This window comes from Streptomyces sindenensis (assembly GCF_014649035.1).
Taxonomy (GTDB): Bacteria; Actinomycetota; Actinomycetes; order Streptomycetales; family Streptomycetaceae; genus Streptomyces; species Streptomyces sindenensis.
In genome coordinates this window covers 539,623-561,384 of sequence record NZ_BMSG01000001.1, presented here as the reverse complement: position 1 = coordinate 561,384, position 21,762 = coordinate 539,623, and the positions used below count along the sequence as shown (strand labels likewise).

The 21,762-nt window shown below is 72.4% G+C and carries 18 protein-coding genes and 1 riboswitch; of the genes, 13 read left to right on the top strand and 5 right to left on the bottom strand.

Annotated elements, in window-relative coordinates:
- Positions 1–59 precede the first annotated feature (59 nt).
- The 4 genes from IE145_RS02470 to IE145_RS02455 all read left to right on the top strand — a co-directional run bounded on the left by IE145_RS02470 (position 60) and on the right by IE145_RS02455 (position 7,712).
- Positions 60–1,778: a serine/threonine-protein kinase gene (locus tag IE145_RS02470; protein WP_189518352.1), complete on the top strand. Its 1,719-nt coding sequence runs from the start codon at positions 60–62 to the stop codon at positions 1,776–1,778.
- Positions 1,779–2,141: 363 nt separating this feature from the next.
- On the top strand, positions 2,142–3,758 hold the full coding sequence (locus tag IE145_RS02465; protein ID WP_189518350.1) for a succinic semialdehyde dehydrogenase: 1,617 nt from the start codon (positions 2,142–2,144) through the stop codon (positions 3,756–3,758).
- 97 nt (positions 3,759–3,855) lie between these two features.
- Entirely contained in the window at positions 3,856–5,736 is a 1,881-nt protein-coding gene (locus tag IE145_RS02460) for a GMC family oxidoreductase (protein ID WP_189518348.1), read from the top strand.
- A 218-nt stretch (positions 5,737–5,954) separates the two neighbouring features.
- On the top strand, positions 5,955–7,712 hold the full coding sequence (locus IE145_RS02455; protein ID WP_189518346.1) for a peptidase: 1,758 nt from the start codon (positions 5,955–5,957) through the stop codon (positions 7,710–7,712).
- Positions 7,713–8,066: 354 nt separating this feature from the next.
- Here IE145_RS02455 and IE145_RS02450 read toward each other — a convergent pair whose 3' ends face one another.
- Positions 8,067–8,372 (bottom strand): chorismate mutase, encoded by a 306-nt coding sequence (locus tag IE145_RS02450; protein WP_189518344.1) that lies wholly within the window; start codon positions 8,370–8,372, stop codon positions 8,067–8,069.
- 344 nt (positions 8,373–8,716) lie between these two features.
- Here IE145_RS02450 and guaA point away from each other — a divergent pair, with 344 nt between their 5' ends.
- The 6 genes from guaA to IE145_RS02420 all read left to right on the top strand — a co-directional run bounded on the left by guaA (position 8,717) and on the right by IE145_RS02420 (position 14,717).
- Positions 8,717–10,303, top strand: a complete 1,587-nt coding sequence (gene guaA / locus IE145_RS02445; RefSeq protein ID WP_189518342.1) for a glutamine-hydrolyzing GMP synthase — start codon at positions 8,717–8,719, stop codon at positions 10,301–10,303.
- Positions 10,304–10,430: 127 nt separating this feature from the next.
- Complete coding sequence (locus IE145_RS02440) at positions 10,431–11,042, top strand: Uma2 family endonuclease (protein WP_189518340.1); 612 nt, start codon at positions 10,431–10,433, stop codon at positions 11,040–11,042.
- 43 nt (positions 11,043–11,085) lie between these two features.
- The gene (locus IE145_RS02435) at positions 11,086–11,841 is read left to right on the top strand and encodes an SAM-dependent methyltransferase (RefSeq protein ID WP_189518338.1); all 756 of its coding nucleotides are present in this window, start codon (positions 11,086–11,088) and stop codon (positions 11,839–11,841) included.
- Between the two features lie 81 nt (positions 11,842–11,922).
- Positions 11,923–12,711 (top strand): class II aldolase/adducin family protein, encoded by a 789-nt coding sequence (locus tag IE145_RS02430; RefSeq protein ID WP_189518336.1) that lies wholly within the window; start codon positions 11,923–11,925, stop codon positions 12,709–12,711.
- Positions 12,712–12,824: 113 nt separating this feature from the next.
- Positions 12,825–14,093 (top strand): hypothetical protein, encoded by a 1,269-nt coding sequence (locus IE145_RS02425; RefSeq protein WP_189518334.1) that lies wholly within the window; start codon positions 12,825–12,827, stop codon positions 14,091–14,093.
- 111 nt (positions 14,094–14,204) lie between these two features.
- Positions 14,205–14,717: a DoxX family protein gene (locus IE145_RS02420; RefSeq protein WP_189518332.1), complete on the top strand. Its 513-nt coding sequence runs from the start codon at positions 14,205–14,207 to the stop codon at positions 14,715–14,717.
- Here IE145_RS02420 and IE145_RS02415 read toward each other — a convergent pair.
- Positions 14,624–14,887 carry a hypothetical protein gene (locus tag IE145_RS02415; RefSeq protein ID WP_189518329.1) on the bottom strand — a complete coding sequence of 88 codons (264 nt, stop codon included), beginning with the start codon at positions 14,885–14,887 and terminating at the stop codon, positions 14,624–14,626. The genes IE145_RS02420 and IE145_RS02415 overlap by 94 nt on opposite strands.
- Positions 14,874–16,223, bottom strand: a complete 1,350-nt coding sequence (locus IE145_RS02410) for a PspC domain-containing protein (protein ID WP_189518327.1) — start codon at positions 16,221–16,223, stop codon at positions 14,874–14,876. Before IE145_RS02410 ends, IE145_RS02415 begins: the two co-directional genes overlap by 14 nt.
- A 220-nt stretch (positions 16,224–16,443) precedes the next feature.
- Between IE145_RS02410 and IE145_RS02405 the strand changes: the two genes are divergently transcribed.
- Entirely contained in the window at positions 16,444–17,730 is a 1,287-nt protein-coding gene (locus tag IE145_RS02405) for an ATP-binding protein (protein ID WP_189518325.1), read from the top strand.
- The gene (locus IE145_RS02400; RefSeq protein WP_006126978.1) at positions 17,727–18,422 is read left to right on the top strand and encodes a LuxR C-terminal-related transcriptional regulator; all 696 of its coding nucleotides are present in this window, start codon (positions 17,727–17,729) and stop codon (positions 18,420–18,422) included. Before IE145_RS02405 ends, IE145_RS02400 begins: the two co-directional genes overlap by 4 nt.
- Before the next feature lie 29 nt (positions 18,423–18,451).
- Here the strand turns inward: IE145_RS02400 and IE145_RS02395 are convergent, their stop codons facing one another.
- Complete coding sequence (locus IE145_RS02395; protein ID WP_189518323.1) at positions 18,452–19,531, bottom strand: C40 family peptidase; 1,080 nt, start codon at positions 19,529–19,531, stop codon at positions 18,452–18,454.
- 227 nt (positions 19,532–19,758) lie between these two features.
- Here IE145_RS02395 and IE145_RS02390 point away from each other — a divergent pair, with 227 nt between their 5' ends.
- Positions 19,759–20,112 carry a hypothetical protein gene (locus tag IE145_RS02390; protein WP_097971733.1) on the top strand — a complete coding sequence of 118 codons (354 nt, stop codon included), beginning with the start codon at positions 19,759–19,761 and terminating at the stop codon, positions 20,110–20,112.
- A gap of 54 nt (positions 20,113–20,166) precedes the next feature.
- Here the strand turns inward: IE145_RS02390 and IE145_RS02385 are convergent, their stop codons facing one another.
- Entirely contained in the window at positions 20,167–21,363 is a 1,197-nt protein-coding gene (locus tag IE145_RS02385; RefSeq protein ID WP_189518321.1) for a C40 family peptidase, read from the bottom strand.
- A riboswitch (cyclic di-AMP (ydaO/yuaA leader) is annotated at positions 21,362–21,528 on the bottom strand. Its footprint overlaps the gene before it by 2 nt.
- Between the last annotated feature and the right edge of the window lie 234 nt (positions 21,529–21,762).

The following is a 21,762-nucleotide window of genomic DNA, read 5'->3' as shown; positions in this document are numbered from 1 at the left end:
TCCCCGCCGCGCCCCGCCTCCGTAATCTGGCCATTCGAGGAACGGGGCGGGGACATCACGTGGATCGATCACAGGGCACGGAAGCCGGACTGCTGCTGTCGGGGCGCTACCGGCTGGGCGAAGTCCTCGGCCGGGGCGGCATGGGCAAGGTCTGGCGCGCCCACGACGAGGTGCTGCACCGCACGGTCGCCGTCAAGGAGTTGACCGCCGGACTGTACGTCGCCGAGGCCGACCGGCTCGTCCTGCACGCCCGGACGCAGAAGGAGGCCCGGGCGGCGGCGCGCATCACGCACCCCGGCGTGGTCACCGTCCACGATGTGATCGAGTACGACAACCGCCCCTGGATCGTCATGCAGTACGTCGACGGGCCCTCGCTCGCCGACGCCGCCAAGGAGAGCGGCGAGGTCGCCCCGCGCGAGGCGGCCCGGATCGGCCTGCACGTGCTGAGCGCCCTGCGCGCCGCCCACGGTGCCGGGGTCCTCCACCGGGACGTCAAGCCCGGCAACGTCCTGCTGGCCCGCGACGGTCAGGTGCTCCTGACCGACTTCGGGATCGCCGCGATCGAGGGCGACTCCACCATCACACGGACCGGTGAACTGGTCGGCTCCATCGACTACCTGGCCCCCGAGCGGGTACGCGGCGGCGACCCGGGACCGGCCTCCGACCTCTGGTCGCTCGGCGCGACGCTGTACACGGCGGTCGAGGGGACCTCCCCGTTCCGCCGTACGTCCCCGATCTCCACCATGCAGGCCGTCGTCACCGAGGAGCCGCCCGCCCCGGTCAACGCCGGTCCGCTCGGGGCCGTCATCACCGCGCTGCTCCGCAAGGACCCGGCCGACCGGCCCACGGCCGCGCAGACCGAACAGATGCTGCTGGACGCCATGGAGGGCCGCGAACCCCGGGCCGCCCAGGCGCACGTGCCCACCCAGCGGCTCCCCGAGGAGTCCCGCTACGGCTACCGGGACGGCAACGGCTCCGACGCCCCGGCCGGCCCGCCCGGCTCCGACGGCGCCACCGCCCGGCTGCCCGGCGCGGCCCACGCCCCCTCCACCGCGACCGCCCCGACCGGCCGGGACCGGCCCGGCCCGGCCCCCGGCCCCGCCTCCGCCCCGGTGACCCGGCGCGCCGGATCCCGGTGGCGCACGGTGCTCGTCGTGATCGTCGCCGCGGCCGTCCTCGGCGGCGCGGCCGGGCTGATCGCGATGAAGTACGGGGAGGGATCGGACACCCCGGCCGGTGCGAGCGGCGGTACGACCGCCGGGAGCACGCCGACCGCGCCCCGGACCACTCCGGGGCCCATCAGCCCCGCATCGGAGATACCCGACGGCTGGCACCGGGTCGTCGACCCGGCCGGGTTCAGCCTCGTCGTCCCCAAGGGCTGGGAGCGCCAGGTGAACGAGGGCCAGATCGACTACACCCCGGACGACGGGGCCCACCGGATACGCATCAGCGTCGACCCCGACCCGGACTTCGACCATCCGTATCTGCACATGGAGAACATGGAGGAGCAGCTCTCCACGCGGCTGCCGGGCTACCGGCGGATCGGGATGGAGAAGAACACCTTCCGCGACCGGCCGGGCGCACTCTGGGAGTTCACCTGGAACGAGACCAAGGCCCATCCGGGCCCCCGGCACGGGATCGACCAGCTGTACTACGGGGGTCCCGGCGGTCCCGAGTACGCGCTGTACCTGACCGCCCCGCAGGAGGGCTGGGAGGCCAGCCGGGAGAAGTTCGACATCATGGTGCGCAGCTGGCGCGCCCCGAAGGCGCAGCAGTGAGGGCGAGCCCGGCGAACGCCCCCGGCCGTGCGGCGAACCGGCTCAGCTGCTGATCCCCGGCGAGAAGCGGAGCGCCCCCCGCGGGCCCGCGCGGGTGCGGGTGCGAGCGCCCGCGAAGGGGGAGGCGGCGCAGTACGGCGACGCGATCCTCGCCGAGGTGACCGAAGGGCCGAAAATTCACGCTTCCTGAGTGCCGCGGGCCGACCGCCGCCGGGCGGCCGGCCGTAACGCCACTGATCAGCGGTTATGTCGCCAGCGATCACTGGCTCGTTCCAGGATGGCGCCGAAGGAGCGTGGCGGGTCCTGTGAAAAACTGTTACCGACGGGTACCCAAAGGCTCCGGCTGGACATACTCTCGGCCCCATGACGGACTCGCAGGCCCCTGACGCCCCTCTCGGTACGAACCCCGTGGCGGTCGCCCCCGCCGGGGTGCGCACCGCCGCCGACGTGGTCACCCCCGAGGTGGTCGCCCAGCTGACCCGCGGGGTCGTCGGGTCGGGCCGTACGGCCAACCACACCCCCTTCACCGGGGAGAAGCTGGCCGATCTGCCCGAGTCCACCCCCGAGGACGTGGCCACCGCCTTCGACCGGGCCCGCGCCGCCCAGCCCGTCTGGGCCGCCGTCCCCGTACGGCAGCGCGCCGCCGTCCTGCTGCGCTTCCACGACCTCGTCCTGAGCCGCCAGGCGGAGGTCCTCGACCTCATCCAGCTGGAGACCGGCAAGGCGAGGCTGCACGCCCACGAGGAGGTGCAGGCCGTCGCCGTCGCCGCCCGCCACTACGGGCGCAGGGCCGCCTCCTACCTCAGGCCCCGCCGCCACACCGGCGTCGTCCCGACCCTCACCAAGGTCACCGAACTGCGCCAGCCGCGCGGCGTCGTCGGCCAGATCGCCCCCTGGAACTACCCGCTGGAACTCTCCGTGGGCGACGCGCTCCCCGCGTTCGTCTCCGGCAACGCCGTCGTGATGAAGCCCGACACCGAGACCGCGCTCACCGCCCTGTGGGCCCGCGACCTGCTGATCGAGGCCGGACTGCCCGCCGAGGTCTTCCAGGTCGTCCTCGGCGAGGGCCCGGTCGTCGGCCCCGAGGTCGTCAGCCGCGCCGACTACGTCTCCTTCACCGGCTCCACCCGCACCGGCCGCGAGGTCGCCGTCGGCGCCGCCAGCCGCCTGGTCGGCGTCTCCCTGGAGCTCGGCGGCAAGAACGCCATGCTCGTCCTCAAGGACGCCGACGTCGAGAAGGCCGCGGCGGGCGCCGTCCGCGCCTGCTTCTCCTCCGCCGGACAGCTCTGCATCTCCATCGAGCGGCTGTACGTCCACGAGTCCATCGCCGACGACTTCGTGCGGCGCTTCGCCACCCGGACGAAGGCCATGCGGCTCGGCAACTCCCTGGCGTACGGGGCCGACATGGGCTCCCTCGTCGGCGAACGCCAGCTGGAGACCGTCGCGCGCCATGTCGACGAGGCCGTCGAGAAGGGCGCGACCCTCGTCGCCGGCGGCGTCGCCCGCCCCGACATCGGCCCGCTGTTCTACGAGCCGACCATCCTCGACGGCGTCGAGGCGCCCATGGCCGTCTGCGCCGAGGAGACCTTCGGGCCGGTCGTCGCGATCTACCGCTTCAGCGACGAGGACGAGGTGATCGCGCTGGCCAACGCCACCCCGTACGGTCTCAACTCCAGCGTCTGGACCACCGACTCCCGGCGCGGCCACGAGGTCGCCGCCCGGCTGCGCACCGGCACCGTCAACATCAACGAGGGGTACGCCCCCGCCTACGGCAGCGTGCAGTCCCCGATGGGCGGCATGAAGGAGTCCGGCCTCGGCCGGCGGCACGGCTCCGAGGGCATCCTCAAGTACACCGAGGCCCAGACCGTCGCCCAGCAGCGGCTGATCCCGCTCGCGCCCGCCTTCGGGATGGACGACGAGAAGTACGCCGCGTTCATGACGACCAGCCTCAAGGTGATGAAGGCGTTCCGGCTGCGCTGAGACGCCGGTACCGACGCCGTAGCGGAGGCGCCGGTACCGACGCCGACGCCGTGGCGGCTTCCGCCCTTTTCGTACCGATTCCGTTCCGAGGAGTGCCATGTCCCAGGACAGCCCTGCCCAGAAACAGGCCGTGAGCCACGTCCCGGCCGAGGACGACGCCGCGTACGACTACGACGTCCTGGTCGTCGGCTCGGGCTTCGGGGGCGCGGTGTCGGCGCTCCGGCTCACCGAGAAGGGCTACCGCGTCGGCGTCCTGGAGGCGGGCCGCCGCTTCACCCCCGGCACGCTCCCCAAGACCTCCTGGGACCTGAAGAACTACCTCTGGGCCCCCGCCCTCGGCCTCTTCGGCCTCCAGCGCATCCACCTCCTCGGCAACGTCATGGTGCTCGCCGGGGCCGGCGTCGGCGGCGGCTCCCTCAACTACGCCAACACCCTGTACGTGCCGCCCGCCCCGTTCTTCGAGGACCGCCAGTGGGCCTCGATCACCGACTGGCAGGACGAGCTGAAGCCGTACTACGACCAGGCCCGCCGGATGCTCGGGGTCCGCCTCAACCCGACCATGACCCCCTCCGACATCCACCTCAAGGCCGTCGCCGAGACCATGGGTGTCGGCGACACCTTCCACATGACCCCGGTCGGTGTCTTCTTCGGCGACGGCAAGGACGCCGACGGCACCGCGAAGGCCAAGCCCGGCGGGCAGGTCCCCGACCCGTACTTCGGCGGCGCGGGCCCCGACCGCAAGGCCTGCACCGAGTGCGGCGAGTGCATGACGGGCTGCCGCCACGGCGCGAAGAACACCCTCAACGAGAACTACCTCTACCTCGCCGAGCGGGCCGGAGCCGTCATCCACCCGATGACCTCCGTCGTCGCCGTCACCGAGGACCCCGAGGGCGGCTACCGCGTCCTGACCGTCCCCACCGCCCGCCGCCGCAGGGCGAAGCCCACCGGACTGCGCGCCCGCAAGGTCGTCGTCGCCGCCGGAACGTACGGCACCCAGACCCTCCTGCACACCATGAAGGACCGGGGCCTGCTGCCCCGCCTCTCCGCGAAGCTCGGCGAGCTGACCCGTACCAACTCCGAAGGACTGGTGGGCGCCCAGACCAGCGACCGCCGCTACCGCAAGAAGCACGGCACCGCCAAGGCCGACTTCACCCGGGGCGTCGCGATCACCTCGTCGATCCACCCCGACGACAACACCCACATCGAGCCCGTCCGCTACGGCCGGGGCTCCAACGCCATGGGGGCGCTGACGGTCCTCCAGGTCCCCTACGGGGCCCACCGGGTGCGCGGCTGGATCGCCAACATGATCAAGCACCCCACCCTCGCCGCCCGTTCGCTCTCCAACCGCCGCTGGTCCGAGCGGACCATCATCGGCCTGGTCATGCAGTCGCTGGACAACTCGCTGACGACGTACCGCAAACCCGGTGGCGTCGGGAAGGGCCTGCTCACCGCCCGCCAGGGCCACGGCGCCCCCAACCCGACGCAGATCCCGGAGGCGACCCTCGGCGCCACCCTGCTCGCCGAGGAGATCAACGGCTTCGCCGGGTCCAACGTCGGCGAGCTGATGGGCACCCCGCTCACCGCCCACTTTCTCGGCGGCTGCCCGATCGGCGCGAGCGCCGAGGAAGGCGTCATCGACCCGTACCACCGCCTCTACGGCCACCCCGGCATCAGCGTCGTCGACGGTTCCGCCGTCTCCGCCAACCTCGGCGTCAATCCCTCGCTGACCATCACCGCCCAGGCCGAGCGCGCGATGTCGCTGTGGCCCAACAAGGGCGAGGCGGACCCGCGCCCGGAGCAGGACGCGGCCTACGAGCGGCTCGCCCCGGTCGCCCCGCGCACGCCCGCCGTGCCGAAGGAGGCGTTCGGCGCGCTGAAGCTGCCGTTCCTGGGCATCCCGGTGGTGCCGCCGAAGGGGACGACGGAGGCCGGGACGGATGTGGAGGGCGTCGGGAACACCCCGGTACCCAACCCGTGACCGGGCCTCGTCATCCGTGATCGCGCACCGTCATACGTGACCGGGCACCGTCATACGCGATCCCGCACCGTCATCCGTGGCCGCGCACCGTCGTCCGTGACCGTGCCCAATCCGTGATCTTGGGGAGGACAACTGTTCGGGGAGCTGCGCGGTCCAACCCGTACCGCGACAACTGTCACAGCAGTCACACAGCTCCTGCCGAGTCCCTGAGGTACCCGATGACACGTTCCACCCCGAGAACCGTGCTGCACCGCGCAGCCGGCTCGTTCGTCGCCGCCGGCCTGCTGGCCGCGGCCTCGCTCGCCGGGGCGGCCGCCCCGGCCCAGGCCGCGGACACTCCGGTGTTCACGCTCGGCGGTCCGGCCGACACGGCCCTGCACCCCTATCCGGAGAGCGGCGAGCCGAAGTCGTCCACGGTCGGGATCTCCCTGAACAACCCGTCCGAGGACGAGGAGAACGGCGGCTTCGGCGGCTACTACACCCTCACCTTCGACCTCAGCGGCGTCGCGGGCGTCGCCGACGTGAAGTTCGACGGCGAGTCGAGCCCGGACTGCGAGATCACCGGTACGAAGGCCGTCTGTGAGGACTGGGGCATCTGGCCGGGCCTCCAGGGCGCGGCCGACCTCGTCGTCACCGCCGCCGACGGCGCCGAGAACGGGGACACCGGAACGATCACGGTGACCGGCGAGGCGGAGGGCGCCACCTTCACGCCGTTCACGACCCGGCTCACGGTCGGCGGCCCCGACCTCGTGATGAAGCGGCTGCCGTTCAAGACGGAGCTGACCCCGGGGGAGAAGCAGCAGGCCCCGATCACCTTCGCCAACCGCGGCACGCGGGACGCCGACGGCGTCCTGCTCACCCTGCGGTACTCGCGCGGCCTGGACATCCCGCAGCGCTACTCCAACTGCGAGTACACCGTGGACGACCCGGGCCAGCCGGACTTCGGCTCGACCACGGCGCTCTGCTCCGTCGAGGGGGCCTTCGAGGCGGGCGCGACGTACACGCTGGCGACCCCGCTGACGCTGGAGGCCACCGAGCGCGCCTACTACGACACCTTCCTCTACCGCATCCAGGAGGACAGCGCCGCCCAGCGCGCCGCCCAGCGTGCGGGCGCCGCCTTCGAGCGGGGCACCGGCGGCGTGCTCAAGGTCGTCCCGGTGAAGCAGGGCGCGGCAGTCAGCAGCGCCGACCTCAATCCGTACGACAATCAGCAGGACGTCGACTTCCGTACGGAGAACACGGCCGACTTCGTCGCGTACGGCGATGACGTGGCCGGGCCCGAGGGATCCACCGTCAAGGCCGACATCGGCTTCCGCAACGAGGGCCCGGCGTGGATCGGCCACATCCGCTCCGGCGAGGACGTCGCCACCGTCGACTTCACCGTCCCGCAGGGCGCCTCGGTCACGTCGAAGCCGGAGCGCTGCCGCGCGGTGCAGGCCGACGGTTCGTACCGCGAGGACCAGAAGAGCCCCGCGCCGCGCTACGTCTGCAACACCTCGATGACCGTGCGGGACGGGGCGGGCCTCGACCTGCCCTTCGAACTGCGGGTCGACAAGGCCATGGTCGGCGCGAGCGGTGCGGTCACCGTACGCAACACCTGGCTGCAGAACCCGAAGCTCCCGTTCGACCCGAAGCCCGGCAACAACACGGCCTACCTGGTCCTGAACGGTGAGGGCGGCGGCTCCGACTCCGGCGGCGCGACGGAGGGCGGCGACGGCGGTGGCTCCGGCGAGCCGTCCACCCCGCCGACCTCGGCCCCGGATCCGGAGAAGAGCCCGTCCGGCACCGCCGGTCCCTCGGCGTCCACGACGTCCGGCGGCTCCTCGGCGGGCACCGCCGGAGGCTCCGGCGACGGCGGCGGCCTCGCCTCGACGGGTTCGGTCGCCCTGATCGCCTCGGGCACGGCGGCCGCGGCGCTGGCGGCGGGCCTGGTGCTGTTCACGGCGGCACGGCGACGGGCCGCGCGCCAGAGCTGAGAAGCGGAGAGGGGCGGAGGAGGGAGCGGGCCTCCGCCCGGATGCGTTCCGATGCGGCCGACCCGGGCGTCCCCGGGATCGGCCGCATATGGGGTGACCGGGCTGCTGTCCCCTGCGGACCGGTCACATACGCCGGGTCGTGGTCCCACGACGCACCTGCAGTACGTCACACTCCCCGGCGGAGCCACGCGTGGTTTCCTACCGATGCCGCCCCTGGTTGGCACGGACACCAGGACCAACGAAGGCACCGCGCTCCTGGTCACGCGCCGTACGGGTGAGACGGGCCCCGAACGCAGATACGGCCCGTGCGGCGCGGGCGGAGAACCGTTCCGTCCCCGCGCCGCCTCCCGGGCCTCAGACCCGGCCGCGGCACAGCTCCAGGAGCGTCATGGCCAGCGCGGTGCCCGGCTTGCCCAGCGCGTCCCTGTAGTGGCCGAGCACGGCCGTCTCGCGGGAGAGGTTCACCCGTCGGCCGCCCGAGGTGATCCGGGCCTCCTGGATCACCGCCGAGACGGCCATCCGTTCCTGGACGAGACCGATGATCCGGTCGTCGAGGGCGTCGATGCGCTCCCGGGCCCCGCCGATCAGGGCGGCGGCCTCGTCGGTGCGGGCGCCGGTGGCGGTGGTGGTGTCCGTGGTGCCGATGCCGATGCTGCTCATGGTGGTGACTCCTGATGGCCGGAGGCCACCCGGGGCGAACGGGCCCGGATACGCAGAACGCCCCGGGCCTGCCGGCCCGGGGCGCCTGGAACGTTGCTTGTCAGTAGCTCAAGCAGCACGACCATGGCAGCCGGCGGGCCGGATGCCATAGGTAAAGACGAAGGTCGTGTGCTGACGCATGGCGCACAGTATGGCCCCGCTTCCGTCGCCCCGACAAAACGGGGCCCGGATCGTGAGACGAGCGGCGGTCGCCTCCCCGGCCCCACCGGCCCGGCGGAGGGCCCGCGCACGGCCGGTAGAATCGGAAGAACCGACCCTCATCACCACCGCCGGAAGGCCGCCCCGTGCCAGCAGCACCCCCCGCCGCCCCCGACGCCACGGCCGACGTGGTCCTCGTCGTCGACTTCGGCGCGCAGTACGCCCAGCTCATCGCCCGCCGCGTCCGTGAGGCCCGGGTCTACAGCGAGATCGTCCCGTCCACCATGCCGGTGGCCGAGATGCTGGCCAGGAACCCCCGCGCGATCATCCTCTCCGGCGGCCCGTCGTCGGTGTACGCGGAGGGCGCGCCCTCCCTGGACCGCTCGCTGTTCGAGGCCGGGGTCCCGGTCTTCGGCATGTGCTACGGCTTCCAGCTGATGGCGACCGCGCTCGGCGGCACGGTCGACGACAACGGGGCCCGTGAGTACGGCCGTACCCCGCTGCACGTCACCAAGGCGGGCTCGACGCTCTTCGAGGGCACGCCCACCGAGCAGCCGGTGTGGATGTCGCACGGCGACGCCTGCTCGGCCGCACCCGAGGGCTTCACGGTCACCGCCTCCACCGACGTGGTCCCGGTCGCCGCCTTCGAGAACGACGAGAAGAAGCTGTACGGCGTCCAGTACCACCCGGAGGTCATGCACTCGACCCACGGCCAGCAGGTACTGGAGCACTTCCTCTACCGCGGCGCGGGCATCGAGCCGAACTGGACCACCACCAACGTGGTCGAGGAGCAGGTCGCCCTCATCCGCGAGCAGGTCGGCGACAAGCGCGCCATCTGCGGCCTCTCCGGCGGCGTCGACTCCGCGGTGGCGGCGGCCCTGGTCCAGAAGGCCATCGGCTCCCAGCTGACCTGCGTCTACGTCGACCACGGCCTGATGCGCAAGGGCGAGACCGAGCAGGTCGAGAAGGACTTCGTCGCCGCGACCGGCGCGAAGCTGAAGGTCGTCGACGCGGAGAAGCGCTTCCTCGACGCCCTCGCCGGGGTCTCCGACCCGGAGCAGAAGCGGAAGATCATCGGCCGCGAGTTCATCCGCGTCTTCGAGCAGGCCCAGCTGGAGATCCTCCAGGAGGAGGGCCCCGAGGTCGCCTTCCTCGTCCAGGGCACGCTCTACCCGGACGTGGTGGAGTCCGGCGGCGGCACCGGCACCGCCAACATCAAGTCCCACCACAACGTCGGCGGCCTCCCCGACGACATCGAGTTCCAGCTCGTCGAGCCGCTGCGCCAGCTGTTCAAGGACGAGGTCCGCATGGTCGGCCAGGAGCTGGGCCTCCCCGAGGAGATCGTCCAGCGCCAGCCGTTCCCCGGCCCCGGCCTCGGCATCCGCATCGTCGGCGAGGTCACCAAGGACCGCCTGGACCTGCTCCGCGAGGCCGACGCCATCGCCCGCGAGGAGCTGACGGCGGCCGGTCTGGACCGCGACATCTGGCAGTGCCCGGTGGTCCTCCTCGCCGACGTCCGCTCGGTCGGCGTCCAGGGCGACGGCCGCACCTACGGCCACCCGATCGTGCTGCGCCCGGTCTCCTCCGAGGACGCGATGACGGCCGACTGGTCGCGTCTGCCGTACGAGACGCTGGCGAAGATCTCCACCCGCATCACCAACGAGGTCGCCGACGTCAACCGCGTCGTCCTCGACGTGACGAGCAAGCCGCCGGGGACGATCGAGTGGGAGTGACCTTCCCCGCTCTCTGAGAGCCCCAGGTCAACGCCGATGCCGTCGCTCATTCGTTTGGGCGGCGGCATTGTCGTATCGGATGGGTACGCTGAGTGAAGAGACGAGACTTCGGCGTATGGGAGTAACTATGAGCGCCGCACCCGAGGACAGGCTTGAGCAGGAGCCGAACCGGTGGCCGGTCCCGCCGGAGGGCGGCTGGACGGCGGACGACCTCGACCGGATTCCGGGCCTCCCGCCCCACACCGAGCTGATCGACGGGAGTCTCGTCTTCATGAGTCCGCAGCGGAAGTTCCACACGCGAGCCATGTGGCTGCTGGAATCGGCCCTTCTCGCCCACGTTCCCGCGGATCTGGACGTCGACCGGGAGATGACCATCAGGCTGGACGCCAGTAACCGCCCGGAGCCGGACCTACTGGTGTACCGGGCCGACGCCGACACCGGACCCGACCAGACCTGGTACGCACCGGAGGACGTTGTGCTCGCTGTCGAGGTCGTCTCCCCCGATTCCCTGGAGCGCGACCGGGGCGTCAAACCGCGCAAGTACGCCGAGGCCGGGGTCAAGCACTTCTGGCGGGTCGAGCAGGGTGACGACGATCTGCCCGTCGTCTACGTCTACGAGCTCGACCCGGCGACCCACACCTACACGCCCACCGGAATCCACCACCAGAAGATGAACCTGTCCGTTCCCTTCCGGATCGACGTCGACCTCAGCGAGATCTACCACCGGGGCCGCCGGTAATTCCCTGGCACGGGCCCCTCCGCCCGTGCCAGGCTCCTCCCCCATGTCCGCCGAAGAAGTCCACGCCATCATCTCCGCCGCCGGGAACGACCGCCTCACCTGGAACACCCCGCTCTCCGAGGAGCACGCCGCCCGGCTGATCGCCGCCTGCGACCCCGCCCCCGGGGCCCGGATCGTCGATCTCGGGTCCGGCTGGGGCGAACTGCTGATGCGGCTCGTCGAGTCCGCGCCCGGGGCCACCGGGGACGGCGTCGAGACCGACCCGGCCGCCGTGGCGCGCGGGCGGAAGCTCGCCGAGGAGCGGGGGCTCGCGGAGCGGGTGCGGTTCCACGAGACGCCCGCCGCCCAGTGGCCGGACGGCGGATACGACCTCGCCGTCTCCATCGGCTCCTCGCACGCCTGGCCCGGCACCACCCGCGAAGCCCTCACCGCGCTGGCCGCCACCGTGCGCCCCGGCGGGCGGGTGCTGTTCGGCGAGGCGGTCTGGGTCAAGGAGCCGACCCCGGCCGCGCTGGAGGGCATCGGGGCCGGGCCGGAGGACTTCGGGTCGCTGCTGGAGCTGATCCGGCTCGCCGAGTCCGTCGGGCTGCGCGCCCTCCAGGTCACCGTCGCCGACGAGCGCGAATGGGACCTCTTCGAGTCCGAGGGCCCGATCGGACGCGGCCAGCGCTGGGCCCTGGCGAACCCGGACCATCCGCTGCACGCCGAGGTGACGGCCGAGATCGACGCCCGCCGCACCGGCTACTACGGCGGCTACCGCTCCTACCTCACCCTCGCCTATCTGGTGCTCGGGGCCTGACTCGGGCCCCACCCCTTCTCACCGGCCCCACCCGGCGGTAACTTCCGGCCCTGTACGCCTCTGAGAACGTGAGGAGCCGCCATGTCCGAGCAGATCGCCGTGTCCGACCCCGCCCCGATCCCCGTCGAGCAGCTCCAGTTCGCGATGCCGCCCGTGCACGCCTCGCCGGCCGAGGAACGCACGTACCGCAGGGAACGGCTGGCGGGCGCGTTGCGGCTGTTCGGGCAGCTCGGGTACGAGGACGGGGTCTCCGGGCACATCACCGTGCGCGACCCCGAGCTGGCGGACTGCTTCTGGGTCAACCCGTTCGGCGCGCCCTTCGCCGACATCACCCCGCAGGACCTGATCCTCGTCAACGGCGACGGCCAGGTCGTCCGGGGCCGCTTCCACGTCAACCAGGCCGCGTTCGCCGTGCACGCGGCGGTCCACCGGGCCCGTCCGGACACCGTGGCCGTCGCGCACACCCACTCCACGCACGGCCGGGCCCTCGCCGCGCTCGGGGAGCCGATCGAGCCGATCACCCAGGAATCCTGCGCCTTCTACGAGGACCACGCGCTCTACGACCACTACTCCGGGGTCGTCGTGGACGAGGACGAGGGCCGACGGATCGCCGCCACGCTCGGGACGCACAAGGCGGTGATCCTGCGCAACCACGGGCTGCTGACCGTGGGGGACTCCGTGGACGCGGCGGCCTGGTGGTTCCTCACGATGGAGCGCGCCTGCCAGGTGCAGCTGCTGGCGCGGGCCGCCGGGAAGCCCGTCCTCATCTCGCACCGGGACGCCCTCACCACCCGCGACCACCTGGGCAGCGACCTGGTGGCCTGGATCAACTACCAGCCCCTGTGGCAGCGGATCAGTCGAACGTTCTGACGACACCCGCCCCGGGCCCGCCCCGATGCGAGGACCGGCCGCCCCGTACGGCACAATTCGCTGATATCGCAAGTGAGTTGGCTGTACCGGGGCGGGAAAGGGCGTAATCCTCCGTGGCGTTGGACGAAACCAGGACAAGCGGCACGTCCGGCGGCGGATGTACCTGCGGCGACTGCCCGCACGGCGCGCGTCGCGGGCACCGGCACGCGGTCGCCGCGTTCCTCGCCAAGCGGGACGAACTCGCGGCGGGCGACGGGCTGCCCGCCGGGGTCGCCCAGTCCGCATCCGCCTCCCGGCAGTGGGTCTCCGACGAGCTGACCGGGTCCGCCCGCGCCGTCGCCGAACGCGCCCGGGAGGCCGGGGACGCCTGGCTCCACCAGGTCTGGCGGTACACCCTGTTCACCGTCTGGGGTGCGGCCGGGGCGCTACTCGTCGGCGTCTGCGTCACCGCGATCGGGGCCGGCTGGTCCACCGCCCGCACCGCCGCCCTGCTCGCCGCCCTCGTCACGGCCGGGCTGCTCACCGCCGCCGCCCGCCTCCACCGCGTCCGGGGCGGCCTCCTCGCCCCGCTGATCGGTGAGGACAACCGGCTCTCCACCTCCCGGACGGTCGCCGCCTCCTGGGTGCTGCTCGCCGTCTTCGCCGTCCTCGTCCTCGCCCTGCAACTGGCCGGGGCCTCCGACCCGGACGAGCGGGACGCGCTGATCGAGGGGCTCGACCTCGTACGCTCCGCCGGGGTCGTCGCCGTGCTGGCGCTGGTCTGCGCGGTCGCCGTCGTCGTGCGCCGCGTCGTGACCGTACGGGTGCTGGGCCGGCGGCTCCAGAAGCTGCGCGCGGACCGGCCGCGCGCCGCCGACCTGCTCACCGACGACTCCGGGCGCGGGTCGTTCACCGACGTGCAGTACGTGCTGGTCAGCGCCGTCGCCGTCCTGTTCGCCGGGGTCCGCCTCGCCCGCCGCCCCGAGCAGTTGCCCGATCTGCCGTGGGGGCTCGCACTGCTGGTGGCCGTCTCGGCGGCGACCTACTTCGCCGGGAAGTACGCGGAGGGCGGCCGGCCCGTCGTGCTGTCCGTCGTACGGGCCCGGGAGGCCGGGGACCTGGACGGCGCGATCCGGACCGGCGACGACATCGAGATCCGGGGCGCGGGCTTCGTACCGCCCGGCGCGGGCACCCCCGACCGGCTGGCCCGGCTCGTCGTCCGGATAGGGACGGTCCACGTCCACGTCCCGCTGGTCCCGGTCGCCGGGGGCTTCGCCAACCCCACCGACACCGTCCTCACCGTGCCCGTCCCGGTCGAGGTCGAGCCGGGGACCGTGGACGTCCAGGTCGTCACCGCTGCCGGGGTGGAGACCGACCGGGTCCCGATCGACGTCACCGACTGACCACCGCACCCTTTCCCCTTTCACCGATCTGCCCCGCGACCCTGGTGAGCGGCGCGTCGAAGGCGTACGTATGGTCGAAGTGACGGGACATCGGGAAGTGGGGCAGCGGTCATGAACGGTTACGGCGGGCGGGGTTCGTACGGGCTGGGCGAGCGCAGGACGCTGAAGGAACAGGCGGGCACCTACGCCCTGCTGCCGCTGCGGATCTTCCTCGGCGTCACCTTCGTCTACGCGGGCCTCGACAAGCTCACCGACAGCGCGTTCCTGTCCGCGGCCGGCAGCGGTTCCATCGGCGAGATGATGCGCGGGGTGCGCGACTCCTCCGCGATCCCCGCCCTCGTCGACCTGGCCCTGAAGAGCCCCGAGGGCTTCGGTTACGCCATCGCGATCGGCGAACTCCTCGTCGGCCTCGGCACCCTCGTCGGCCTGTGGGCCCGCCTCGCCGCGCTCGGCGGCGCCCTCATCTCGCTGAGCCTCTGGCTGACCGTGAGCTGGCAGGCCACCCCGTACTACTACGGCAACGACCTGCCCTACTTGATGGCGTGGCTGCCGCTCGTGCTCGCGGGCGCCCCGCTGTTCTCCGCCGACGCCTTCCTCGCCGCGCGCCGCCGCCGCAGCATGTAGGCGACCCAGGTCACCGTCGCGGCCAGCCACAGCCCGCCGAGGAACAGCGGCAGGAAGAACGTCAACGTGGCCTCCCAGGCCCCGGCGGCGTCCGCCGCGTAACCGGCGGCCAGGCCCAGCATCACCAGACCGGCCACGGCCCTGCCGGGCCGGAATTCATGACGCAGCACGGGTGACCTCCACCTGTCCGATGCCGACTTCCACGTCCAGTTCGACCGTTCCGGCGGGAGCCGTGCCCTTCGCCGGCGGCAGCGTGCGCTCGGTCGACTCGCCGTTGTTGATCCGGACCTGGACCCGCTGCCCCTCCTCCAGGCGGACCTCTCCGAGACCCACCTCGGCGCGCACCTTCACCGTCACGCCCGCCGGGACGACCACGGCCGCCCTCCCCGCCGCCACATCGACCTCCGTGCGCACGGTCTCGCCCTTGGGCACCTTCAGGCCGGACAGGTCCAGCCGGGCGTCGCCCGTGCTCAGTTCGTAGCGCGGCTGGACGGCGGCCACCGACGCGGGCCGCCACTCCTGGCGGGCCCACGAGGTGTCGATCTCCTTCGGCAGCACCGTCGCGCCGGCCAGCAGGCCCGCCGTGACCATCGCCATGAAGACCGTGCCGAAGCCCGTCCGCCCCAGCAGCGAAGCGACCAGCAGGCCGAGCCCGAAGACGGCGAGAGCCGCGGCCAGACCGATCTGGAGGGCGGTGCCCAGCGGCTGGTGCTCCCAGCTCAGCCCGGTCCCCAGACCGCCCGCCACCAGCGCCGTCAGGAAGACCAAGCCGCCGATGGAACGCGGTCCACGCGGTTCGGGGGAGGGCCGCGGTGTCCGGAACGGGGCGTCCGGAGTGGGCTGCCCGGCCTTCGCCCCGGCCCGCGCGGCGTCCGCGTCGGTGTCCGGCGGCCCCCACAGATAGCCGGAGCCGACCGGTCCGGTGGTGCCGTCCTTGACGATCGGGTCCCGCCACCACGACGGACCGCCCGGCGTCGGCGGGGCCTTCACCTCCGGCGGCGGCGTGCCGAGCCCGCCGGTGTGCGAGGGGCCCGGAGGGGCGGCCGGTGCGCCGGGCGGGGCCGCCGGGTCCTCCGGGGCCGCCGTCCGCCGGGACTGCGTCCACACGGCGAAGCCGACGACGGCCACGGTCAGCAGCGCGGCGAACGACAGCATGCCCCGGTTGTGCAGCATCGACAGGAAGAGGCCGCAGCCGATCAGCGCCAGCAGCAGCGCCACCAGGGACGCCCCGTCGACCCGCCCCGACAGCAGCTTGCGCGCCTCGTTCTCGTCCTCGCCGTCGGCGGGCAGCAGCAGCCAGGCGAAGCCGTAGAAGATCAGCCCGATGCCCCCGGTCACCGAGAGCACACCGACCACGATCCGGAAGATCACCGGGTCCACGTCGCAGTACCGGCCGAGCCCGCCGCACACCCCGGCGACGACCTTCTGCCGTGGGGTGCGCCGCAGCGTCGGCTTCGGCGCTTCGGGGGGCGCGACGCCGGGGTCGGCGTGGGAAGGAGCGGTCATGCCTCCATGGTGACGGGCCGGACCGCCCGCCGGGACCCGCCCCGACCCTGGACGGTCCCTGATATTGCCCTGACTCCAGCCTCCACCCGTGCGCCGGGGCGCACACGCCGGGCGGAGGAGAGAGGAGCGGGCACGAGGCGGCACCCGGGGGACAGCCTCAGGGGACTTTCGGGGGCTTACCCTGATGCCGCCCCGCGTCCGCGCGTGTGACGATCGGGGTATGCCAGCCGCCACCGCCCGAGCCGCCAGCTCCCTCGCCGCCGACCCGGAGGAGCCGCCGGTGCGCAAGCTCTACCGCAGCGCCGACGGCCGGCTGCTCGGCGGCGTCGCGCGCGGGCTCGCCGGACACCTCGGGCTGCCGGTCGCCTGGGTGCGGCTCGTCTTCCTCGGACTGTTCGTCACCGACGGCCTCGGCGCCCTGCTCTACGCGGTGTTCTGGATCGTCGTCCCGCTCGGCGTGGGCGGCGTCGAGCCCTCCCGTTCCGTCTTCGAGACCGTCGCGGACGGCCGCCGCAGGCTCCGCAAGCCGGACAAGGGCCAGGTCTTCGCCCTGGTCGCCCTGACGATCGGGGCCGTCGCGTATTTCGTCAACGTCGACATGGGCGGCGAGACCGGCCGCTACATCTGGCCCACCCTCCTCATCGGCGCGGGCTCCGTCCTGGTCTGGCGGCAGGCGGACAACGCCCGCCGGGCCCGCTGGATGGAGGTCAGCCGCAACCGCAGGCTGCTGCACGTGGCCCGCGGCCTCGCCGGGGTCGCCCTCGTCGGCCTCGGCCTCGCGGTCTTCCTCGTCGTCCGCGGCTCCGCCGCCCAGTTCGGCAATGTGCTGACCGCCGCGATCGCCGTGCTGACCGGCATCTTCCTGCTCGCCGGCCCCTACCTCGTGCGGATGACCCAGGACCTCTCGGAGGAGCGCCTGATGCGCATCCGCGCTCAGGAGCGGGCCGAGGTCGCCGCCCATGTCCACGACTCCGTGCTGCACACCCTCACCCTGATCCAGCGCAACGCGGACGACGCCGGCGAGGTCAGACGCCTCGCCCGCGCCCAGGAGCGCGAGCTGCGCAACTGGCTCTACAACCCCGAGGGCACCGGCAAGGACGAGGACGACGAACCGGAGACCCTGGCCGAGGCGGTCAAACGGGCCGCCGCCGAGGTCGAGGACAAGCACGGCGTGCCCCTGGAGGTCGTCGTGGTCGGCGACTGCCCCCTCGACGAGAAGCTGTCCGCACAGATGCAGGCCGCGCGCGAGGCGATGGTCAACGCCGCCAAGTACGGTGGCGAGGGCGGGGCGGTCCAGGTCTTCGCGGAGGTCGAGGGCCGTACGGTCTTCGTGTCCGTACGGGACCGGGGTCCGGGTTTCGACCTGGACGAGGTTCCCGGCGACCGCATGGGCGTACGAGAATCAATCATCGGCCGGATGCAGCGCAACGGCGGGACCGCCCGGCTGCGTTCGGTGCCCGGCGGGGGCACCGAGGTCGAGCTGGAGATGGAGAGGGCGAGCGAATGACCGAGAACACCGAAGCCACCGGGGGCCCGGAGCGACGGGTACGGGTCGTGCTCGTCGACGACCACCGGATGTTCCGCACCGGGGTGCAGGCCGAGATCGGCCGCACCGAGGAGACCGGCGTCGAGGTGGTCGGCGAGGCCGCCGACGTCGACCAGGCGGTCACCGTCATCACCGCGACCCGCCCCGAGGTCGTCCTCCTCGACGTCCACCTCCCGGGCGGCGGCGGCGTCGAGGTGCTCCGCCGCTGCGCCCCTCTGATGGGCACCGCGGAGAACCCGGTCCGCTTCCTCGCGCTGTCCGTGTCGGACGCCGCGGAGGACGTCATCGGCGTGATCCGCGGCGGTGCGCGCGGTTACGTCACCAAGACGATCACCGGCACCGACCTCGTCGACTCCGTCTTCCGGGTCCAGGAGGGCGACGCGGTCTTCTCGCCCCGCCTGGCCGGCTTCGTGCTCGACGCCTTCGCCTCCACGGACGCCCCGCCGGTCGACGAGGACCTGGACCGCCTCACCCAGCGCGAACGCGAGGTCCTGCGGCTGATCGCCCGGGGCTACGCGTACAAGGAGATCGCCAAGCAGCTCTTCATCTCGGTGAAGACGGTCGAGTCGCACGTCTCGGCGGTGCTGCGGAAACTCCAGCTCTCCAACCGGCACGAACTGACCCGCTGGGCGACGGCGCGACGGCTGGTCTGAGGCCGGGGGACGGCGCGCGCTGACAGGCCCTACGCCACCCGGGTCGCCCCGGCGAAAGGCATCTGGTCGATCGGCGCGATGCGCACCGGCGCTCCCGGGCGCGGGGCGTGGATCATCTGGCCGCCGCCGATGTAGAGGCCGACGTGGCTGATCCCGGAGTAGAAGAACACCAGGTCTCCGGGGGCCAGTCGGGAGCGCGGGATGCGTTGTCCGGCGTTGATCTGGGTGTAGGTGGTGCGCGGCAGGCTCACGCCCGCCGCCTTCCAGGCCGCCTGGGTGAGGCCGGAGCAGTCGAAGGCGTTCGGGCCGGTCGCGCCCCAGACGTACGGCTTGCCGATCGCCCCGTGGGCGAAGGCGATGGCCTGTCCGGCGCGGGAATTGGGGGCCGAGAAAGGGCCGCTGCGGGTGGTGGAGCGGGCGGCACGGTCCGGGCCACCGCCGTGCCGGGCGTCGGCCGAGCGCTCGTAGTCGGCGCGTTCGGCGGCGGTCAGGGTGTCCAGCAGCTTCCGGGCGCCGGCGAGCTTGGCGCGGACCGCGGTGCGGTGCTCGCGCAGTTCGGCGCGGCGGGCGGCGAGACGTTCGGTCTCCTCGTCGGCGCGGGCCTTGACCTGGGCGATCCGGGAGACCTGCCGCTTGATGTTCCGCAGCAGCCCGGTCTGCCGGTCGCCCGCCCGGTCGAGGTAGGAGGCGTGTTCCAGATAGGCGTCGGGGTCGGAGGAGAGCGCCAGTTGCAGGGCCGGATCGAGGGTGCCGGAACGGTACTGCGCGGTGGCCAGCGAACCGAGCGCGTGCCGGGCGGTGTTGAGGCGGCCGGTGCGGCGGGCGGCCTCGTCGGTCAGGGCGTCGACGGTGCGGGTGGCCGCGTCCGCCTTCTCCTTCGCCCCGTTGTACTTCTCGGTGGCGACCTCGGCGTCGTGGTAGAGCCGGTCGACCTTCGCCCTGACCTGGGCCGCGGTGGGGGCCGGTTCGGCGGGGGCCGCGCCCGCCCCGGTGACGGAGCCGGCGGTGGCGGCCCCGGCGAGCGCCAGGGTGGCGGCGGTGCGGGCAGCAGGGCCGGTGAGCGGGCGCTGCTTGGGTTTTCGATGAGCTGACCTGCGGTGCGCTGCCACGGGGGCGGCATCCTTCCTCTCGGCTGCCCGCCGGGATGGCGACGGGTCCGGGATGGACGCTAATCCCGGCGCGGAGAAAAGAGTCGCCATGACAGCTATTGCCCTGATGTGACGTTTCGCCGGTCACGGATGATCGAAGCGAGCGGGGGAGGGGCGTCTCATCGGCGATCGAGGAAGGCTTGCCTCACTGAAAGGTAAAACTTTGGTCATGGCTAGGCTCCTGAGCCATGGACGTACTCATCAATGTCTTCGTCGCCCTGCACATCATCGGCATCGCCTCCCTGCTGGGCGGCTTCCTGACGCAGATGAAGGCCATGGGTGCGGGGACCGCCCGGTTCACCCCCGCGATGCTGCACGGCGCGCTGACCATGCTGGTCACCGGCGTGGCGCTGGTCGGCCTCAATCAGGCCGACGACCAGACCGTCAACAACGTCAAGATCGGCATCAAACTGGCGCTGCTGGTCGTGATCCTCGCCCTGGTCTACGTGAAGCGCGACGAGGAGAAGGTCGACAAGGGCGCGTTCATCGCCGTCGGCGCCCTGACGACCGCCAACATCTTCATCGCCACGGTCTGGACCTGAGGCCGGACCCGAAGCCTGCCGGGGCGACCGGTCGCCGGTCGCCCCCGCCCCGTCTCACGCCGGGCGTACGCTCCCGTAGATCGGCATGTAGTAGATCGACTCCTCGCGCACGTTCGCACCGGGCTTCGGGGCGTGGATCATCATCCCGTCGCCCTTGTAGATGCCGACGTGGCTGATGTCGTCGTAGAAGAAGACCAGGTCCCCGGGCTGAAGGTCGGACGTGGCGACCCGCGTGCCGACCTCGACCTGGTCCCAGGTGGTCCGCGGCAGGGTCACGCCCGCCTCCCGCCAGGCCGCCTGCGTCAGCCCCGAGCAGTCGTAACTGGAGGGGCCCGACGCCCCCCACACGTACGGCTTCCCGATCTGGGCGCGGGCGAAGGCCAGCACCTTCTCCGCCTTGGCGGCGTAACTGCTGTCCGTACCGGAGTCGGCCCCCGACCCCGTGTCCGTACCGCTGCCCGATCCGGATCCCGAACCGTCGCCGGACTCCTGCGCGGCCTCCTCGCGGGCCTTCTCCTCCGCCTCGGCCTTCGCCTCCGCCTCGGCTGCCTGGCGGGCGGCCAGCTTCGTCGCCTTCTCCTTCGCCTCGGCCTCCTTCTTGCGCTCCAGCTCCGCCAGCCGCGCCTTCTCCTCGGCGGTCAGCCGGGACAGCAGCCCGCGCGCCTCGGTCAGCTTGGCCTGGACGTCCTTCTTGCTGGAGGCGAGCGTGGCCTGCGTCTCGGTCAGGGTCTCCAGGCTCTTCACGGCCTCCGCGCGCTTCTTCGCCGCCGATGCCTGCTGCGTACGGAAGTCGTCCACGGCCTTCTGCTGCCGCTCCGTCGCCCGGTCCATCAGCCGGCTCTGGTCGAAGTACCCCTGCGGGTCGTCCGCGAAGAAGAACGTCGCCGTGGGCGCGATGCCGCCGCTGCGGTACTGGGCCGCCGCGTAGGAGCCCAGCGCCCGGCGCGCCTCGTTGATCCTCTCGGTCCGCTTCGCCACGTCCGCGAGCAGGCCGTCGACCTTCTTCTGCTGCGACGCGGAGGCGGACTTGGCCCGGTTGTACTCCTGGGTCGCCGAGCCCGCCTGCCGGTACAGGGCGTCGACCTTCTTCTGTACGTCCTCGATGGCGGGCTTCGGCTCCGCGGGCGCCGCCGTGGCGCTCTGCGTGGAGAGCAGCGTCACCGAGGCCAGCGCGGCCGTCGTCAGCCCGACGGCGGGGGTGGTGGTGCGCACCTTCGTGCGCGGCTTGCGATGCGATGCCAAGACCGGCATCTCCTTCCGTGGACCGCCTACCGGGTTAGCTGTCGGGTTCGGACGGAACGGAAGGCTGTCCTACGGTCCGCATGCGAGGGCACGGACCGATTCACCCCGGTTCTGCGTGTGGGTCCCCGGTTCCGAACTGCCAGGGCGGCAGACCGGATTCGGCAGAGGTGTCCGTTAGGCGCGGTTCGCCTCAGGGAGGTACGGATCACCTGACCGAGCACGCTAGCCAACCGGTGGCACCACTGGGAAGGACGATGAGCGATATGCCCGATACATTTTCGTGACCTTTCCGGATCGGGGGTCCGGCACCCTCTCCGACCGGGCGCTTTCTCACGGAACGTGGACGTCCGCTCTCCGTGCGTAGGTCCGGGGTCACCGCTTCCCGGCTTCGGCGGAAGGTTGTCAGTC

Excerpts from the sequence above, each read along its gene's own strand:
- IE145_RS02460 (WP_189518348.1), top strand. The coding sequence starts at position 3,856 with ATGTCCCAGGACAGCCCTGCCCAGAAACAGGCCGTGAGCCACGTCCCG.
- IE145_RS02405 (WP_189518325.1), top strand. The coding sequence starts at position 16,444 with ATGCCAGCCGCCACCGCCCGAGCCGCCAGCTCCCTCGCCGCCGACCCG.
- IE145_RS02450 (WP_189518344.1), bottom strand. The coding sequence starts at position 8,372 with ATGAGCAGCATCGGCATCGGCACCACGGACACCACCACCGCCACCGGC.
- IE145_RS02390 (WP_097971733.1), top strand. The coding sequence starts at position 19,759 with ATGGACGTACTCATCAATGTCTTCGTCGCCCTGCACATCATCGGCATC.
- IE145_RS02440 (WP_189518340.1), top strand. The coding sequence starts at position 10,431 with ATGAGCGCCGCACCCGAGGACAGGCTTGAGCAGGAGCCGAACCGGTGG.
- IE145_RS02400 (WP_006126978.1), top strand. The coding sequence starts at position 17,727 with ATGACCGAGAACACCGAAGCCACCGGGGGCCCGGAGCGACGGGTACGG.
- IE145_RS02410 (WP_189518327.1), bottom strand. The coding sequence starts at position 16,223 with ATGACCGCTCCTTCCCACGCCGACCCCGGCGTCGCGCCCCCCGAAGCG.
- IE145_RS02435 (WP_189518338.1), top strand. The coding sequence starts at position 11,086 with ATGTCCGCCGAAGAAGTCCACGCCATCATCTCCGCCGCCGGGAACGAC.
- IE145_RS02385 (WP_189518321.1), bottom strand. The coding sequence starts at position 21,363 with ATGCCGGTCTTGGCATCGCATCGCAAGCCGCGCACGAAGGTGCGCACC.
- IE145_RS02420 (WP_189518332.1), top strand. The coding sequence starts at position 14,205 with ATGAACGGTTACGGCGGGCGGGGTTCGTACGGGCTGGGCGAGCGCAGG.
- IE145_RS02430 (WP_189518336.1), top strand. The coding sequence starts at position 11,923 with ATGTCCGAGCAGATCGCCGTGTCCGACCCCGCCCCGATCCCCGTCGAG.
- IE145_RS02465 (WP_189518350.1), top strand. The coding sequence starts at position 2,142 with ATGACGGACTCGCAGGCCCCTGACGCCCCTCTCGGTACGAACCCCGTG.
- IE145_RS02455 (WP_189518346.1), top strand. The coding sequence starts at position 5,955 with ATGACACGTTCCACCCCGAGAACCGTGCTGCACCGCGCAGCCGGCTCG.